We start from the raw sequence: 16,443 nt of genomic DNA, 5'->3' as shown, positions 1-16,443 counted from the left end.
CGATGCGCCGCGTCTCAGGAGGTGATGCTGCGCTTGTGTTCCGCCTTGATGCCTGTCTGCCGTTCAAGCTCGGCCAAGGCGGCGTTCACGCGCTGCATCATCGGCTGCTCGCCGCCGGCCATGCCCTCGCCCTCGGCGGTTTCCAGTTCCAAAGCATCATGGTGCCAGCGTTCGAGGACCTGCCGCTTGCGGGTGGCGTCGAGATCGGCGCATGCCAGCACATCGGCGGGCTCGTTGAACACGGCCCGCGGGTCAGCCAGGGCATGATCGAAGTCGATCGGACGGGCATTGGCCATGGCTCTCTCCCCAACTATGCGGTGGGGACAGGATATCATCCAATCCCTACGCGGCGTATCGAACCATGGCTGATGTGGTGTCGGAGGAGGCCGCGGGCAAGGCGGGTGGCCTGGCGGCGCGCTGCTGGCGGGTGGGTCCTGCTTTGGCAAGGCCGGCCTGTGCGGTGGCCGCTACGCCTGTTCAGCAGCCTGTTAAGTCGATGATGGCATGAGCGGCCCGGCCCGTTGAGCAAGGAACCCAGTATGGACACCACACCCATCCTCCGACGCGGACTGATCGCAGCCGGGCTTGCCGCGCCCCTTGCGGCGCGCGCGCAGGAAACCGCGCCGGTCCAGGTCGCTTCCGGGTTGCGGTATCAGTACCTGATGACCTGGGACGTCGATCGCCTCAACCGGATCCTCTCGGTCGACGCGCCCAGATTCTTCGGCGTCGGCGTGACCTATACGCCGGCCCGCAATGCGGTGCGCCTGTATCGCGTCACCTATGCCTCGGTCATTCCCGAACGCGGCAACAGGCCAACGGTGGCGACCGGGTTGCTGGCGATTCCCGTGACCGAGGGGAGCAGCCTTCCCATGGTCTCCTACCAGCACGGCACGGTCTATGGGAAAGAGCAGGTGCCCTCCTTCCCGGAGCAGTCGCCCGAAACGCAACTCATGATCGCCCAATTCGCCGGGCAGGGCAGCATCCTGATCGGCGCCGACTACTTCGGCCTCGGGCTCTCCACCGAACCGGAGGGCTATATGGTCAAGGGCAGCCATCAGCAGGCGACCTACGACATGCTGGTGGCAAGCCGCGCCGTGCTCGACCAGATGCGTCTTGCCGCGAACAGGCTGCATATCGCCGGCTGGTCGCAGGGCGGCTTCGTCACCATGGCCTTCCTCGAAAAGCTGGAGACTGCGGGCGTCACCGTGCAGGGGGCCGCGACCGCGAGCGCGCCGGTGGATATCTTCGTGCCCCTGAATGGCTTCCTCAACTTCCCGCGCCCGAACGACGCCGATTGGGTGAACTCGCTGTTCATCCTGTCGGCCTTCTCCTACGAGCATTATTACGGGGTCCCGGGACTCGCACGTTCCCTCATCAATGACGCATATTACGATGCGTCTCGCCGCCTCTATGAACGGCAGCCCGTGCAGGCCGCGGAGATTCCGACCGACCTGCGCCTGCTGATCCGGCCCGCGTATTTCGATCCCCAGTTCTTCGCCACCTCGGCCTATGGCCGCTTCGTCGCGATGACCGAGGCCTATCGCTGGATCATCAAGACGCCGGTGCGAAACTACTTTGGTGAGGCGGATGAGGCCATTACCGTCGGCTTGGGCCAATTGGCACAGACCTATCAGCGCGCGATCGGCACCGGGAATACCAAGGTCGAGGCCATCTCAACCGGCGCCACCAGCCATAGCGGCACCTTCGCCACAGCCGTGCAGCAGTGGAAGACCTGGTTCGATGCACCCTGAGACGCCGGGCGGCCCGACGGGGCAGGAATTGGGCGTGCACCGTTGAACGAAGCGCGGGAATTGCCGTAGCGTAAGTCATCGCTGCCGAACCGGTCCCGATCCCACGCCAGCGCAGCGGGCGATCCTGGCAGCAATCGCGGGAGATAGGGTGTTGTCGTTACGGATCGATGCTGCCGCACCGGATGTCGGTGCCCAGGGCAGGAGTTCCGTTCAACCGTTGGACTGACCCGTCCGGCGTCGCGCGGCATGGCGCCGCGCCGCGCCCGCGACGGGCAGGGAGAGGCAGATGATCTTCCGGCAATTGTTCGACAGCGTTTCGGGCACCTACACCTACCTCCTGGCCAGCCGGCGCGGTGGCGAGGCGCTGATCATCGATCCGGTGATCGAGAAGGTGGACCGTTACCTCAAGCTGATCGAGGAGCTTGACCTGCGCCTGGTCAAGGCCGTGGACACCCACTTGCACGCCGACCACATCACCGGCCTCGGCGCGCTGCGCGACCGCACGCAATGCATCACCGTGATGGGCGAACAGAGCAAGGTGGATGTCGTCTCGATGCGGATCGCCGAGGGCGACAGGCTGCGTGTGGAGGGGTTGAGCCTGGATGTGCTGTACACCCCCGGCCACACGGACGATTCCTACAGCTTCGTGCTCGACGACCGGGTTTTCACGGGCGACACGCTACTGATACGCGGCACCGGCCGAACCGATTTCCAGAACGGCGATTCGCGCCAGCAGTATGAGAGCCTGCAACGGCTGATGCGCCTGCCGGACGAAACGCTGGTCCTGCCCGCGCATGACTATAAAGGCGACACGGTCAGCACGATCGGTGAGGAAAAGCGCTTCAACCCGCGCCTGCAGGTCAAGGATGCGGAGGCCTATGCGGCGCTGATGGCGTCGCTGAACCTGTCGAACCCGAAGATGATGGACGTCGCCGTTCCGGCGAACATGCGCCAGGGGTTAATGCAGGCGGAGATCGCCCGGCGCGGTTGGGCCGTGAGCCCGACGCAGGCCGCGGACCTGCTCGGCGCGCGGGACGTCATGCTGGTGGATCTGCGGGAGCCTGGCGAACGCAAGAAGCATGGCGTGATCCCCGGATCGCTCCATGCGCCATACCCGGACCTGCGGGAAAACCTCGGGCCCGGCGGCATGCTGCATGAATTGGCGGCATCGACCGGCCGGCCGCTGCTGTTCTACTGCGCCTTCGGCGAGCGCAGCGCGATGGCCGTGCAGGCGGCGCAGGATAGCGGCCTCATCGGGGTGCGGCACATAGAGGGCGGGATCGGCGCCTGGGCGGGGGCTGGGCTGACGGTCGAACGCTCCGCCTGAGCGCCGGCGGCGTTCGACGGGTCTGGCGGCGAAGAGGCGGGAGGACAGGCGAGCAAGCTGCCGGATTGGACGGCCGCCAGGAACAGACGAAGGGTCAGCCAATCCGGCGCAATTCTTCGCGTCACTGTCGTTCGATGTTGGCCGTGGCCACGACATCGCGCCACTGCCGGACCTGCCCGGCCACGAAGTCACGCATCTCCATCGGCGTGCTGGCGCGGGCCTCGGAGCCCAGCCCGGCGAGGGTCCGCTGGATCTCCGGCATTTGCAGGATACGCGCGAGTTCGGCCTGCAACCGCTGCACGATCGGCGCCGGTGTCCCGGCCGGGGCCGCGAGGCCGACCCAGGACAGGACCTCGAACCCCGGCGTCGTGCCGGCGATCGGCGCGACCTCCAGCCCCGGCCAAGGTGCGGCGCTGGTGACGCCCAGTGCGCGGATGGTGCCGGCGCGGATCGCCCCGCCGGTGACGGTGATCGAATCGACCATCAGGTCGATGCGCCCGCTCATCAGATCCGTCAGCGGCTGGGTGCCGCCGCGATAGGGCACATGGGTCAGTTGGATCCCCGTCGCCTGGGCCAGCAATTCCCCGGTCAGATGCTGCGTGGAGCCGACGCCGACCGAACTGAAGGTGGTGCCGCCGGGATTGGCCCGGGCCCGCGCGATCAGGCTCGGCATGTCGGTGATCGGGCTGCCCAAGGATGTCGCGACCACGAAAGGGAAGACCGACACGGTGGAGATGAAGGCGAAATCCGCCACGGGGTCGAAGCGCAGGCTGCGGTAGACCGCCGCCGAAACCGCGTGCCCGCCGGTCAGCAGGACCAGCGTGTAGCCATCGGGCCTGGCGCGCGCGACATATTCGCTGGCGATATTGCCGCCCGCGCCGGTCCGGCCCTCGACCACCACCGGCTTGCCCAGTGCGACAGAAAGCGGTTGCGCGATCACCCGGGCGATGGTGTCGGCATTCCCGCCCGCGGCGAAACCCTGGACGATCTGGATCGGCCGGTCGGGCCATTCCTGCGCTCTTGCGGTGCCTGCCGTCAGCAAGACGCAACACAGGCCGGCGAGCACACGGGCGATCCGCATCGGGCGGTTTCCTTCTGGACGTTACCTTCCAGGATCAACGCCCTTCGCCCGCCAGCGCAAGTCACCATCGACGGTGACGCCTGGCCCGTCCCGCTTCCGTTGCTGGCGCCTTGGCGCCTCGCCACATCCGGCGACGGAGCCACGGAGATTGTCATGCCCGAACATACCCAATCAGCCCTGTCACGGCGCGGCCTGGGCGGCCTGGTCGCCGCCTTGCCTGTCCTGGCCCAGGCGATGCCCGCGGCGGCTCAGGTCAGCGGCCTGCCGGCCGCCAACATCCCGCCCCCCGAAACGCGTTCGCTGGAGGAGTTGCACCAAGCCGCCGTCGCCGAGGGCGGCGAATTGCTGGTCTATGCGGGCGGCGATCTGCGCAACGGATCGGCCGCTACCGAACAGGCCTTCAACCGCCGCTTTCCGGGCATGAAGATCCGCATCCTGGTCGATCGCAGCAAGTTCCACGGCGTGCGCATCAACAACCAGATCGCGCGCGGCCGTGTCGCCTGCGACGTCGCGCATGTGCTGACCATCAACCTGTTCGAACACTGGAAAGCCGAGGGTCGCCTGCTGCCCTACAAGCCGCTCGGCTGGGAGGAGGTCTTCGCCGATGTCCGCGACCCCGATGCGGCCTATGTGCCGATCGGCCTCTTCTCCTTCAGCACCGTCTACAACACGACGCTGCTGACCGAGGCGGAGGCGCCGCGCGATGCCATCGACTACCTGGACCCCAAGCTGAAGGGCAAGATCGTCCTGTGCTATCCACAGGATGACGACGCGATCCTGTATCAGTTTGATCGCATCGTCGCGGCCCACGGCTGGGGCTATATGGAACGGTTGATGACGCAGGATGTGACCTGGGTGCGCGGGTCGGCGCCGGCGCGGGTCATGGTTCAGCGGGGGGAGAAGGCCGCGACCTTCAGCGCCACGGGTCCGCTGGTAGCGCCGGCCGGCGCGAGTTTCCGCTTCATCATCCCACGCCGCGACAGCTTCCTGACCTGGGCGCAGCCCGCGGCGATCTTTGGCGAGGCACGGCATCCGGCCGCGGCGAAGCTCTACCTGAGCTGGCTGCTATCGGCCGAGGTCCAGGGGGCCGCGGGCCGGCAATGGCCGGTGCGCCGCGACGTCGCGCCCGCCACCGGCTTCGGCCCCATCACCACCTACAACACCCAGCCCGCACGCTTCGGCGCCTATGTGCAGGATCGCGCCCGGCTGGAGCGGATGCGCGACCAGTTGGAACAATACACCGGCCCGATGCAGGGGCCGAACCAGACCGGCGTCGAGGGCATCTACCCCGACCCGGGGTGAGGCACCTTGAACTTGCGTTCCAACGTGTCCCAGCAATCCGGATAGGCCCCGTCCATCAACTGCAACTGGGATGCGTAACCCGTGGGGCTCAGCGGGTAACGCGTCTCGAACATGAAGGCCATGGTGCCGGACAGGCGTTCGGGTTGCAGCGCCTTGCTGGAGGCCTTGTCGAAGGCCTCGGCATCCGGGCCATGCGCGACCAGCGCGTTGTGCAGGCTCATGCCGCCAGGCACGAAGCCGCCGGGCTTGGCGTCGTAGACTCCGTAGATCAGCCCCATGAACTCGCTCATCACGTTCATGTGGTACCAGGGCGGCCGAAAGGAGCCTTCCATGACGATCCAGCGCTCCGGGAAGATCACGAAATCGACGTTCGCCGTGCCGGCGGTTTCCGATGCGGCGGTCAGCACGGTGTAGATCGATGGGTCCGGGTGGTCGAACAGCACGGAACCGACCGGCGAGAAGCGGCGCAGATCGTATTTCACCGGTGCGTAATTGCCGTGCCAGGCGACGACATCCAGCGGCGATTGCGCAAGCTCGGTGACATACATCCGCCCCAGCGCCTTCACGAAAAGCTGGCAGGGCGTCTCCTTGTCCTCATAGGCCGCGACGGGGGTCAGGAAGTCGCGCGGATTGGCCAGGCAATTGGCGCCGATCGGGCCACGTTCCGGCAGGGTCAGGTAGTGTCCGTAGTTCTCGCAGACATAGCCGCGCACCGGGCCGTCCGGCAGGTCCACCTTGAACTTCATGCCCTTGGGCACGATCACCACATCGCCCGGCGCCGCATCCAGGCGGCCGCATTCGGTAAAAACCTCGATACGGCCCTGCTGCGGCACCAGCAGCATCTCGCCATCGGCGTTGTAGAAGTAGCGGTCGCCCATGGAGCGGTTGGCGACATAGACATGGCTCGCCATGCCGGCCTGCATGTGCACGTCGCCGCCGGTCGCGATGGTGCGCAGCCCATCCAGGAAGTCGCAGGGTTCGTCCGGGATGGCGATGGGGTGCCAGCGCATCTGCGCGATGGGCAGGCTGCTTTCGTCGCGGCAGGGCGCGGTGCGGATCAGGCCGCAATCCACCTCCCGAAAGCCGGTGCCATGCTTCACCGATGGGCGGATGCGGTAGAACCAGACGCGCTTGTTGTGCTGCCGAGGCGCGGTGAAGGCCGTGCCCGACAATTGTTCGGCGTAGAGGCCGAGTGGCGCCCGCTGCGGCGAATTCCGCGCGATGGGCAGCGCGCCCGGCACGGCCTCGGTTGCGAAGGAATTCTCGAAGCCGGTCATGTAGGCGAGCGACCCGTCGCGCGGTGCCAGCACCGCTTCGCTGAAGACGGGATGTTGGATGGTGTCCATGTCTGGCTCCCTTCGTCTCAAAGATGCCGGCCGCTGTCCACGACCAGCGTGGTGCCGGTGGACAGGCGCAGATGGGTGACGGCCGCGAGCACCGCCATCGCGACGTCATCAGCCTCGGCGACGATCTTCAGCGGAGTCGCGGCGGCCTGCTTTTCCACCCCGGCGCGGCCGCGGCCCGGCACGAAATCGGTCGCGACGGCGGCGGGGGACACGCTGATGACGCGAATCTCCGGCCCCAGCACGCGGGCCAGTGACATCCCCATGGTGTCCACCGCGGCCTTCGACGCGCAATAGGCGATGCTGCTGCCCAGCCCCGTGCTGGCCGACAGCGAGGAGATATTGATGACCACGGCATCCCCGCCGCGCCGCAGCAGCGGCGCGAAGGCGCGGATCGTGGCAAAGGGGCCGCGCACGTTGGTGATCAGGATGTTGTCGAACGTCGCATCGTCCAGCGCATCCAGATCGGCATGCGGCACGGCGCGGGTCACGCCGGCGGAATTCACCAGCACATCGGCGCGGCCAAAATTCGCCTCGACCAGTGCCGCTGCCGCGCGGATCGCGTCGCTGTCGCCCATCGGGATATGCACGGGCAGGTGGCCGGTGCCGGGCAGTTCGGCGGCGAGCGCCTCGGCACGGTCGCGGCCGGCGTTGTAGCCGATGGCGATGGTGGCACCGGCCTCGGCCAGGCGCCGGGCCGTGGCGGCGCCGATGCCGCTGCTGCCGCCGGTGATGACGGCGACGCGGCCCTGCAGGCTATAGGGGCCCTGGCCGCCCTGGCGGAACTCACTCATGGACATTCTTCCTTGTTGGGACGTGTGGGGCAGGCAGGATCTGGCCGGCGCAGGCCCCGAAGCCGATGCGCACGCGACCATCGCGCGCGCAATGGCCATGGAAGACGACCTCGTCCCCGTCGTCCAGGAAGCCACGCGTTTCGCCGCCTGGCAGGGTGATGGGGATGCTGCCGCGCTGGGTGATTTCCAGCAGGCTGCCAAGGCCTGCGCGATCGGGGCCCGAGATGGTGCCCGTGCCATAAAGATCACCCGGCTCCAGGTTGCAGCCATTGCTGGTCTGGTGCGCGATCATCTGCGCCGGCGTCCAATACAGCGCATCGGTGGCGGCACGGCTGAGGCGGTGCGGCGCGGTGCCCGCTTCCCGCATGGCCGCGGTCGTGAGGAAGGCTTCGACCGTCACCTCCAACCCGCCGAGGGCCTGGTCGCCGGCACCGTCCAGATGGGGCAGGGGCGCCGGGTCGCCCGCGGGGCGCGGCCAGGCCGGCACGCGGAAGGGCCGCAGGGCGTCGGCCGTGACGATCCAGGGCGACAGGGATGTCGCGAAGCTCTTGCCCAGGAAGGGGCCGAGCGGCTGGTATTCCCAGGCCTGGATATCGCGCGCCGACCAGTCGTTCAGCAGGCAGACGCCAAAGAGGTGCCGCGACGCCTCGGCCACCGGCACGGGCGTGCCGACCACCGAAGCCCCGCCCAGGAACAGGCCGAGTTCCAATTCATAGTCCAGGCTCTGGCAGGCGCCATAGACAGGCGCATCCTGCCCCGCCGGTTTGACCTGGCCATTCGGCCGATGCACCGGTGTGCCGCTGACCCGCAGTGTCGAGACACGGCCCTGATAGGCGATCGGCACGTACTTGTAGTTGGGCAGCAAGGGATTGTCCGGCCGGAACATGCGCCCCGCATTGGTCGCGTGGTTGATCGAGGCGAAGAAATCGGTGAAGGCGCCAGGCCGCGCCGGCAGGAGCATTTCGGCGTCGCCCACCGGCGTCAGCAGCGGTTCCACCGCCGCGCGCGACCCGCTGCCGGACAGCAGCAGCGCGAACAGCCCACGGCGCAGCGCGGTCCAGGCCGCGGGATCGCAGGCCATCAGGGGCACCAGCGTGGCCCCGCCCGCCGCCAGCGCCGCGTCCCGTGCCAGGCCCTGCAACAGCGGGGCACAGGCCGCCACGTCCAGCACCTGGTCGCCGATCGCGACCCCGCCACGCGGGGCGCCGGTGTGGCGGAACACACCAAATGGGAGGTTCTGGATGGGGAAATCGGCGCCCTCGACATTGGCGGCGGCGACCCAGCTTCGCGCCGCCGGGTCGTGGGTCTCATCCAGCAGCACTTCGGTCACGGCCATCCCCCAGAACGCTTCTTGCGCCGAACGATGCCTTGATCGCGGCCGGCGCGCCTGTCGCCATCGCTGGGGACAGGGCGGCCGGCGTCAGGTCAGCTTGCGCACCGAGATCGAAAGGTAGACCGCCGGCTCCGCACCGGTGTTCGCCAGGGAATGACGGACGCCATCGGTCATCTGCAATACGCTGCCGGCGGTATGTTCCACCACCGCGTCGCCACGCCCCTCGGTCAGCACGCCGCTCAGCATGTAGATGATCTCCGGCTTGCCTTCGTGCGAGTGCCAGTCGAAGCCGCCGCCTGGGCGGATCGCGGTGTGGCTCAGCCGCACGAAACGCCCGTCCAGCGCCGCGATCTCCTTCGCCAGGTCGATCGCGGCAAGCCGCGTGGTGGTGAAGCCGATCGGGGCGGGCTCGTTCTGCTGGCCGGACATGGCATTTTCTTCCTGGCTGAAAAGCTTGCTTGACGGGGGCGTTTTGCTCATGCCATCAAGGTATCCGCAATTGGATACCAAATTGGTATGGCAAACAACAACAGCGATGTCACCCAGACCGCCGCCACCTACGACCGGCTTCGCACCGCGATCCTGTCACTGGAACTGCTGCCGGGGGAGACGATCTCCGAACGTTACCTGGAGGAGGTGCTCAGCTCCTCCCGCACGCCGATCCGTGCGGCGCTGGCGCGCCTGGAATCGGAGGGCATGGTCCGGCGCAGCGGCCGTGGCTACATCGTCGCGCCGATCGACGTGGACGAGCTGATCCACGCCTACGCTTTCCGCGAGGTGCTCGAATGCGAGGCGATCCGCAAGGCCGCGCTGATCGCCACGGATGAGGACGTCGTCCGTCTTCGGTCGCTCGCCACCGCGGCGGCGGGCGCACCGCAGCGACCGGCCCCGGGCGCTGAACTGGCCGATGCTTTCCACATGGAGTTCGCCCGTATCTACGGTAATCCCTTCCTTATCCGCGCGCTTGAAAGCACGCAGCGTATCGTCTACCGCGCGCGCTGGCTGGAGATGTCTTCGGATATTCAGGACGCCGGTGCGCGTGAGCATGCCGTGCTGGTCGATCTGGTCGCGGAGCATCGCGCCGACGATGCGGCGGTCGCGATGGCACTGCACGTCTCGCGCTCGCGCGAGCGGATGATCGAAATGTTGAAGCAGCAGAGCCGCAGCCTGCGGGGCCGGGGCCTTCGCATCGTCGCCTGACGGCGACAAGAGTCTTACGTCCAGGAAAAACCAAAAAAGCATGGGGAGGATGAAGCCAATGCGCTTCTCGTTGGCGCGGCGCGCCGTGTTGCTCGGCATGCCCGGCCTTGTCCTGGCCAGCCACGCGCAAGCCGCCTGGCCGGAACGGCCAATCACCTTGGTGCATGGCTTCGGCCCCGGCGGCAATGCCGATGCGGTCGCCCGCGTGGTCGCCGATGCGCTGACGCACCGGCTCGGCAAGACCGTGATCGTCGATGCGCGCCCGGGTGCGGCGGGGGTGATCGCGACCGGCCAGATCGCGCGCGCCGCGCCGGATGGCTATACCCTCGGCTACCTCGTGGGCGCGCATGCGATCGCGCCCGCCATCAACAAGTCGCTGCCCTATGATCCGCTGACCGGATTCAGCTTCATTGGCATGGCGGCGGAATATCCCTTTGTGCTGCTGACCTATCCCGATCATGCGGTGCGCGATTTAGCGGATTTCGTGCGCCTGGCGCGGGAACGGCGGGAGCCCTTCACCTATGGCAGCGCCGGTGTCGGTTCGACGCAGCACCTGGCGATGGAACTCTTTTGCGCCCAGGCGCGCATCACCATGCAGCACGTGCCCTATCGCGTCTTCACCCAGGCCGCACTGGACCTGGCAGCCAAGCGCATCGACTTCACGGTAGAGGCCCCGTCCTCCAACCTCGCGGGCATGCAGCGCGGCAATCCGCGCCCGGTCGCAGTCACCAGCGCCACACGCTTCACGCAACTGCCGGACGTGCCTGCGATGGCGGAGGCCGTGCCCGGCTACGAAGTCACCACCTGGTCCGGCATCGCCGGCCCCGCGGGCCTGCCGACAGAGATCGTCACGCGCCTGAACACCGAACTGCGCGCGGCGCTGACCGATCCTGCGGTGATCCAGCGCATCATCGCGCTGGGAAACGACGTCGCCCCCAGCACGCCGGAATTCTTCCGCGACCGGGTCGCGCGCGACATCGAAAAATGGGCCCAGGTCGTGACCGCGGCCGATATCGAGCGAATGTAGGACAACCGATGACAGCGATAATGACCACGGCGGAGGCGATCGTCGGCAGCCTGCAACGGCACGGCGTCGATACCGTCTACGCGCTGCCCGGCCTGCAGAGCGACCCGTTGTTCGATGCGATGCACCAGGCGGGAGACGCGCTGCGCGTCATCCATCCGCGTCACGAACAGGCCGCTGCCTACATGGCGCTGGGCGCAGCCCTGGCGACGGGCAAGCCGCAGGCCTGCGCCGTCGTGCCAGGGCCGGGCTTGCTGAACGCCAGTGCGGCGTTGCTGACGGCCTATGGCATGAACGCGCCGGTGCTGGCCCTGGCGGGGCAGATCCCGCAGGTCGATATCGACCGCGCGCATGGCCATCTGCACGAGATCCCGGACCAGCTTGGCCTGTCGCGGCACTTCACCAAGTTCGCCGCACGCATCCGCGCGCCGCATGAAGCACCGGCGCTTGTCGACCAGGCGCTGCACAGCGCGACCAGCGGCCGCCAGCGCCCCGTGCTGCTGGAATGCGCCATGGACGTGCTGGCCAGGCGGGGCGCCGTAGCGGATGGCGCCGCGCTGCCCGTGCGGCATGCACCGATCGACGACGACGCCGTGCTGGCCGCAGCAATTATCCTGGGCGCGGCGAAGCGCCCGCTGATCGTGCTCGGCGGCGGCGCGCTCGATGCGGGGCCGGAGATCGTGGCCCTGGCGGAGATGCTGGAAGCGCCGACCGTCGCCTATCGCCGCGGCCAGGGCGCCATGCCCGGCACGCACCGCCTGTTCGTGCCGCTGCCGATCGCACACCGGCTCTGGGCCGAAGCCGACGTGGTGCTCGCCATCGGCACGCGGCTGCATATGCAGCAGAGCATGTGGGGCACCGATGCCGACCTCAAGGTCATCCGCATCGACATCGACCCGGAGGAGCCCGACCGGTTTCGCCGCGCCGATGCCACCTTGCTCGGCGATGCTGCCGAGCAATGCCGCGCGCTGCTGACGAGACTTCCGGCGCAGAATGCGGCGCGGCAGCCTTGTGACCTGTCCGGCCATCGCGGCTGGCTGGCGCAGCGGCTGCAAGGCTTCGAACCGCAGGTCGGATTTCTGAAGGCGATCCGCGCGGCTTTGCCGGAAGACGGCATCTTCGTCGATGAGGTCACGCAGATCGGCTTCGCCAGCCGCCTGGTCTTCCCTGTGCACAAGCCGCGCACCTACCTGTCGCCAGGCTACCAGGACAATCTCGGCTGGGGCCTTGGTGCCGCGCTCGGCGCGCAGGCGGCGATGCCCGGCACGCCGGTCCTGGCGATCGCCGGCGATGGCGGCTTCCTGTATCAGATCGGCGAACTCGCGACCGCTGTGCAGCACAAGCTGCGGGTGGTGGTGGTGCTCTTCGACAATGCGATGTTCGGCAACGTCAAGCGCATCCAGCAGGAACGCTACGGCAATCGCATCATCTCCGCCGACCTGGTGAACCCGGACTTCGGCAAGCTGGCCGATGCCTTCGGCATCGCCACATGGCGCGCGACGACGCCCGACGCCTTGCAGCGCGCCATCACCGAAGCCTTCACCCAGGGCGGTCCCGCCTTGATCCACGTGCCCTGCGGCGAAATGCCAAGTCCCTGGGACATGATCCTGATGCCAAAGGTGCGCGGATGATCCTCGATCTTCACGACGGCATTCGCGACTTCCTGCGCGCACCGCTGCGCGTCTTCATCGACGGTCGCTTCCGCGACACCGCGGTGGATGACGCGATCGAGGTCTTCGACCCCTCCACCGGCCGCCCGATCGCAGCGGTGCCGGCCGTCGGTGCCGAACAGATCGACGAGGCCGTCCAGGCCGCGCGCCGCGCGCTCGATGGCCCCTGGCGCGACATCCGCCCCGCCGACCGGGAACGGCTGATCCAGCGTCTCGCCGATGCGCTGGAGGCCGATGGCGAGGCTTTCGCGCAACTGGAATCGCTGAACAACGGCAAGTCGATCGGCATCGCGCGGGCGATCGAGGTCGGTGCCTCGGTCGACTACCTGCGCTACATGGCCGGCTGGGCCACGAAGATCGAGGGCCATACCTTCGACACCTCGGCCCAGGCGCCACCGGCGGGCAGCCGCACCATGACCTATACGCTGCGCCAGCCGGTCGGTGTGGTCGGCGCCATCATCCCGTGGAATTTCCCACTGTCCATGCTGGTGTGGAAGATCGCGCCGACCTTGGCGACCGGCTGCACCATCGTGGTGAAGCCATCGGAGGAAACGCCGCTGACGGCGCTGCGCTTCGCGCGGCTTTGCCAACAGGTCGGCATTCCCGATGGCGTGGTGAACATCGTCACCGGCTACGGCCACACGGCCGGCGACGCGCTGGCGCGGCACCCCGGCATCGACAAGATCGCCTTCACAGGTTCGACGGAGGTCGGCAAGCTCGTCGGGCACCACGCGGTGGAGGGCATGAAGCGCTTCACCCTGGAACTCGGCGGCAAGTCGCCGATGCTGCTCTTCGCCGACATGGGGGCGCAGCAGCAGCAGTTGTTGGCGCGGCTTGGCCTGTTCTTCAACCAGGGACAGGTCTGCACCGCCGCGACGCGCGTGCTGATCCAGCGCAAGATCCATGACGAGATGCTCGACGCGCTCGGCAAGGTTGCCGACAGCCTGGCCTTCGGCCCGGGCCTGGATCCGGCGTCGGAGGTCAATCCCGTGGTCTCCGCCCGCCAGCGCGACCGCGTGCAGGGTTTTTTGCAGCGCGCGGACGCGGCCGGCGCCACCTTCGCCAGCGGCCGGCGCGATCTGCCGGGCGATGGCTACTACGTCGCGCCGACCCTGCTGTCGGGCATTCGTCCCGACATGGAAGTGCTGCGCGAGGAAATCTTTGGCCCCGTCATCGTCACCATGCCCTTCGATGATGAGGAGGAGGCCCTGGCGCTGGCGAATGATACGCCCTACGGCCTCGCCGCCTCGATCTGGACCACCGACCTCGATCGCACCATGCGGCTGACGCGACAACTGCGCGCCGGCACGGTCTGGGTGAACACGCACAACGTACTCGACGCCGCCATGCCCTTCGGCGGCATGAAGCAGTCGGGCATTGGCCGCGAGCACGGCCGCGAGGGGATCGAGCATTACCTCGAAACCAAATCCGTCATGATCCGCTACGGCTGACAAGGAAGACACGAGATGCAGGCATTGCCGTTGTCCGGCCTCAAGGTCGTCGAATTCACCCAGATGGTCATGGGGCCATGCTGCGGGCTGATCCTCGCCGATCTTGGCGCGGAGGTCATCAAGATCGAGCCACTGCCGAAGGGCGATCGCACCCGCGGCCTGACTGGGCTGGCGGCGGGCTTTTTCTCCGCCTTCAACCGCAACAAGCGCAGCATCGCCGTGGATATGCGCAGCCCGGAGGGCCTGGCGACGGTGCATCGCCTGGTCGCCGGCGCCGACATCCTGGTTGAGAATTTCCGGCCCGGCCGGATGAAGAGCCTCGGCCTCGACCAGCTCAGGATGCAGGCGCTGAATCCGCGCCTGATCTACTGCTCGCTGAAGGGCTTTTTGCCCGGCCCCTATGACAACCGCAGCGCGTTGGACGAGGTCGTGCAGATGATGGGCGGCCTCGCCTACATGACTGGCCTGCCTGGCAAGCCGATGCGCGCTGGTGCCTCGGTGAACGACATCATGGGGGCGATGTTCGGCGTCATCGCCATCCAGGGCGCGGTGCGCGAACGCGAACGCACGGGTCGGGGCCAAGAAGTGCAGGCATCGCTGTTCGAGAACAACGTCTTCCTGATGGCCCAGGCCATGCTCGGAGAGGCCGTGAGCGGCGAGCCGTCGGAGCCCTGGTCCACCAAGGCGAAGCCCTGGCCCGTCTACGACCTGTTCAACATGGCCGATGGCACGCAGTTGTTCGTCGGCATCATCGGCGACGACCAGTGGAAGGATTTCTGCGCCGAGTTCGAGCATCCCGAATGGCTGGCCGATCCGCGCCTGTCCACCAACAACGATCGCGCGGCCGCACGGCCCTGGCTGCTGCCGATCATCACGGAGATGCTGACGACTCTGCCGACGGAAGCGCTGGTCGAGCGGCTGGACCGCATCGGCCTGCCATTCGCGCCCGTCGCCAAGCCGGGCGATCTGAACCACGATCCGCATCTGCTGGCCTCCGGCGGGCTGATCGACATCACCTTGCCGAATGGCGTGCCGGGCAAGGCGCCCGCGCTGCCGGTGATGATGGACGGCCGCCGCCTGCTGCCGACAGCGGGCCTGCCGGGGGTGGGCGAACACACGCGCGACATCCTCACGGGCTATGGCTTCTCCACCACGGAGGTCGAGGCGCTGTTCGCATCGGGCACTGTCGGCGACCGGCCCGTCCCACCACGCCGGCGAGAGGACGCCGCGTGATGCGCCAGCCGATCGAGGTCGTCGAGGTCGGCTTGCGCGACGGGCTGCAGATGCTGCCGCAGGTCGTGCCGACCGCCGACAAACTGACCTGGCTGCGCGCAGAGGCCAGCAGCGGCCTGCATCGGTTCGAGGTCGGCTCCTTCGTGCCGCCCAAGCTGATGCCGCAGATGGCCGATGCCGCGGAGGTCGTTGGCGCCGCACGCGCCATGCCGGGGCTGCATATCGCTGTGCTGGCGCCCAACCTCAAGGGCGCCACCGCCGCGATGGAGGCCGGCGCCCATGTCATCGTCATGCCGGTGTCAGCCAGCGAGGCGCATTGCCGCGCCAATGTCCGCAAGACACCGGATGAGATGGTCGCGGAACTCGCCCGCGTCTGCGCGTTGCGGCGCGAGACGGGCCATGGGGTCAAGATCGAGGCCGGGCTCGCCACCGCCTTCGGCTGCACCTTGCAAGGCGAGGTGCCCGAGAGCGAGGTCGTGCGCCTGGCCGTCGCCTGCGCCGAAGCCGGCGCCGATTGCATCGGCCTCGGCGACACGGTGGGCTATGCAACCCCAGCGCAGGTGCGCCATCTGTTCCGCGCAGTGCGCGATGCGGTCGGGGAAATCGCCGGCTCGGCGCATTTTCACGACACCCGCGGCACGGGCCTGGCGAATGTCGTGGCGGCGCTTGATGTCGGCATCCGCAACTTCGACGCGTCGCTCGGCGGCCTCGGCGGCTGTCCGCATGCGCCTGGCGCCAGCGGCAACATCGCCACCGAGGATCTGGTCTTCATGCTGGAATCGATGGGCTTCGATACCGGCGTCGATCTCGCCCGCCTGATCGAGGCACAGCGCGTCCTCGCCACCTTGCTGCCGAACGAGACCCTGCACGGCAAGATCGCCGGCGCCGGCATGCCAAGAACCTTCGCTGCCTGATGGCATCCGGGAGGCCACAG

General features: G+C 67.8%; 15 protein-coding genes. 9 read left to right on the top strand and 6 right to left on the bottom strand.

Going from position 1 to position 16,443, the window contains the following annotated elements; translation table 11 throughout:
* Window positions 1–14: 14 nt before the first annotated feature.
* Complete coding sequence (locus ACQW02_RS12130; protein ID WP_431285501.1) at window positions 15–296, bottom strand: hypothetical protein; 282 nt, start codon at window positions 294–296, stop codon at window positions 15–17.
* 243 nt (window positions 297–539) lie between these two features.
* Here ACQW02_RS12130 and ACQW02_RS12125 point away from each other — a divergent pair, with 243 nt between their 5' ends.
* Both ACQW02_RS12125 and ACQW02_RS12120 read left to right on the top strand, forming a co-directional pair.
* On the top strand, window positions 540–1,751 hold the full coding sequence (locus ACQW02_RS12125) for an alpha/beta hydrolase family protein (RefSeq protein ID WP_431285500.1): 1,212 nt from the start codon (window positions 540–542) through the stop codon (window positions 1,749–1,751).
* Between the two features lie 286 nt (window positions 1,752–2,037).
* Window positions 2,038–3,078 (top strand): MBL fold metallo-hydrolase, encoded by a 1,041-nt coding sequence (locus ACQW02_RS12120; RefSeq protein ID WP_431285499.1) that lies wholly within the window; start codon window positions 2,038–2,040, stop codon window positions 3,076–3,078.
* A gap of 121 nt (window positions 3,079–3,199) precedes the next feature.
* Here ACQW02_RS12120 and ACQW02_RS12115 read toward each other — a convergent pair whose 3' ends face one another.
* Window positions 3,200–4,159: a tripartite tricarboxylate transporter substrate binding protein gene (locus ACQW02_RS12115; RefSeq protein WP_431285498.1), complete on the bottom strand. Its 960-nt coding sequence runs from the start codon at window positions 4,157–4,159 to the stop codon at window positions 3,200–3,202.
* Between the two features lie 153 nt (window positions 4,160–4,312).
* Between ACQW02_RS12115 and ACQW02_RS12110 the strand changes: the two genes are divergently transcribed.
* On the top strand, window positions 4,313–5,461 hold the full coding sequence (locus tag ACQW02_RS12110) for an ABC transporter substrate-binding protein (protein ID WP_431285497.1): 1,149 nt from the start codon (window positions 4,313–4,315) through the stop codon (window positions 5,459–5,461).
* Here the strand turns inward: ACQW02_RS12110 and hmgA are convergent.
* From hmgA to ACQW02_RS12090, 4 genes are all read right to left on the bottom strand, one after another.
* Window positions 5,443–6,807, bottom strand: a complete 1,365-nt coding sequence (hmgA, locus tag ACQW02_RS12105) for a homogentisate 1,2-dioxygenase (RefSeq protein WP_431285496.1) — start codon at window positions 6,805–6,807, stop codon at window positions 5,443–5,445. The genes ACQW02_RS12110 and hmgA overlap by 19 nt on opposite strands.
* Window positions 6,808–6,824: 17 nt before the next feature.
* On the bottom strand, window positions 6,825–7,598 hold the full coding sequence (locus ACQW02_RS12100) for an SDR family NAD(P)-dependent oxidoreductase (protein WP_431285495.1): 774 nt from the start codon (window positions 7,596–7,598) through the stop codon (window positions 6,825–6,827).
* Window positions 7,591–8,934 (bottom strand): fumarylacetoacetase, encoded by a 1,344-nt coding sequence (gene fahA, locus ACQW02_RS12095; protein WP_431285494.1) that lies wholly within the window; start codon window positions 8,932–8,934, stop codon window positions 7,591–7,593. The genes ACQW02_RS12100 and fahA overlap by 8 nt, the downstream gene beginning before the upstream one ends.
* Before the next feature lie 84 nt (window positions 8,935–9,018).
* The gene (locus ACQW02_RS12090; RefSeq protein ID WP_431285493.1) at window positions 9,019–9,360 is read right to left on the bottom strand and encodes a cupin domain-containing protein; all 342 of its coding nucleotides are present in this window, start codon (window positions 9,358–9,360) and stop codon (window positions 9,019–9,021) included.
* 87 nt (window positions 9,361–9,447) lie between these two features.
* Between ACQW02_RS12090 and ACQW02_RS12085 the strand changes: the two genes are divergently transcribed.
* Genes ACQW02_RS12085 through ACQW02_RS12060 form a run of 6 tightly spaced genes read left to right on the top strand, consistent with a single transcriptional unit; the run spans window position 9,448 to window position 16,423 of the window.
* Window positions 9,448–10,131 carry a GntR family transcriptional regulator gene (locus tag ACQW02_RS12085; protein WP_431285492.1) on the top strand — a complete coding sequence of 228 codons (684 nt, stop codon included), beginning with the start codon at window positions 9,448–9,450 and terminating at the stop codon, window positions 10,129–10,131.
* Window positions 10,132–10,189: 58 nt separating this feature from the next.
* Complete coding sequence (locus tag ACQW02_RS12080; protein ID WP_431285491.1) at window positions 10,190–11,158, top strand: Bug family tripartite tricarboxylate transporter substrate binding protein; 969 nt, start codon at window positions 10,190–10,192, stop codon at window positions 11,156–11,158.
* A gap of 8 nt (window positions 11,159–11,166) precedes the next feature.
* Complete coding sequence (locus ACQW02_RS12075; RefSeq protein WP_431285490.1) at window positions 11,167–12,786, top strand: thiamine pyrophosphate-dependent enzyme; 1,620 nt, start codon at window positions 11,167–11,169, stop codon at window positions 12,784–12,786.
* Entirely contained in the window at window positions 12,783–14,276 is a 1,494-nt protein-coding gene (locus ACQW02_RS12070; RefSeq protein ID WP_431285489.1) for an aldehyde dehydrogenase family protein, read from the top strand. The genes ACQW02_RS12075 and ACQW02_RS12070 overlap by 4 nt, the downstream gene beginning before the upstream one ends.
* A 15-nt stretch (window positions 14,277–14,291) precedes the next feature.
* Window positions 14,292–15,509 carry a CaiB/BaiF CoA transferase family protein gene (locus ACQW02_RS12065; protein WP_431285488.1) on the top strand — a complete coding sequence of 406 codons (1,218 nt, stop codon included), beginning with the start codon at window positions 14,292–14,294 and terminating at the stop codon, window positions 15,507–15,509.
* Entirely contained in the window at window positions 15,509–16,423 is a 915-nt protein-coding gene (locus ACQW02_RS12060) for a hydroxymethylglutaryl-CoA lyase (protein WP_431285487.1), read from the top strand. The genes ACQW02_RS12065 and ACQW02_RS12060 overlap by 1 nt, the downstream gene beginning before the upstream one ends.
* Window positions 16,424–16,443: the final 20 nt, after the last annotated feature.

The sequence above is a fragment of the Humitalea sp. 24SJ18S-53 genome (assembly GCF_050632385.1).
GTDB lineage: Bacteria > Pseudomonadota > Alphaproteobacteria > Acetobacterales > Acetobacteraceae > Humitalea.
This window is presented reverse-complemented; position numbering and strand designations above follow the sequence as displayed.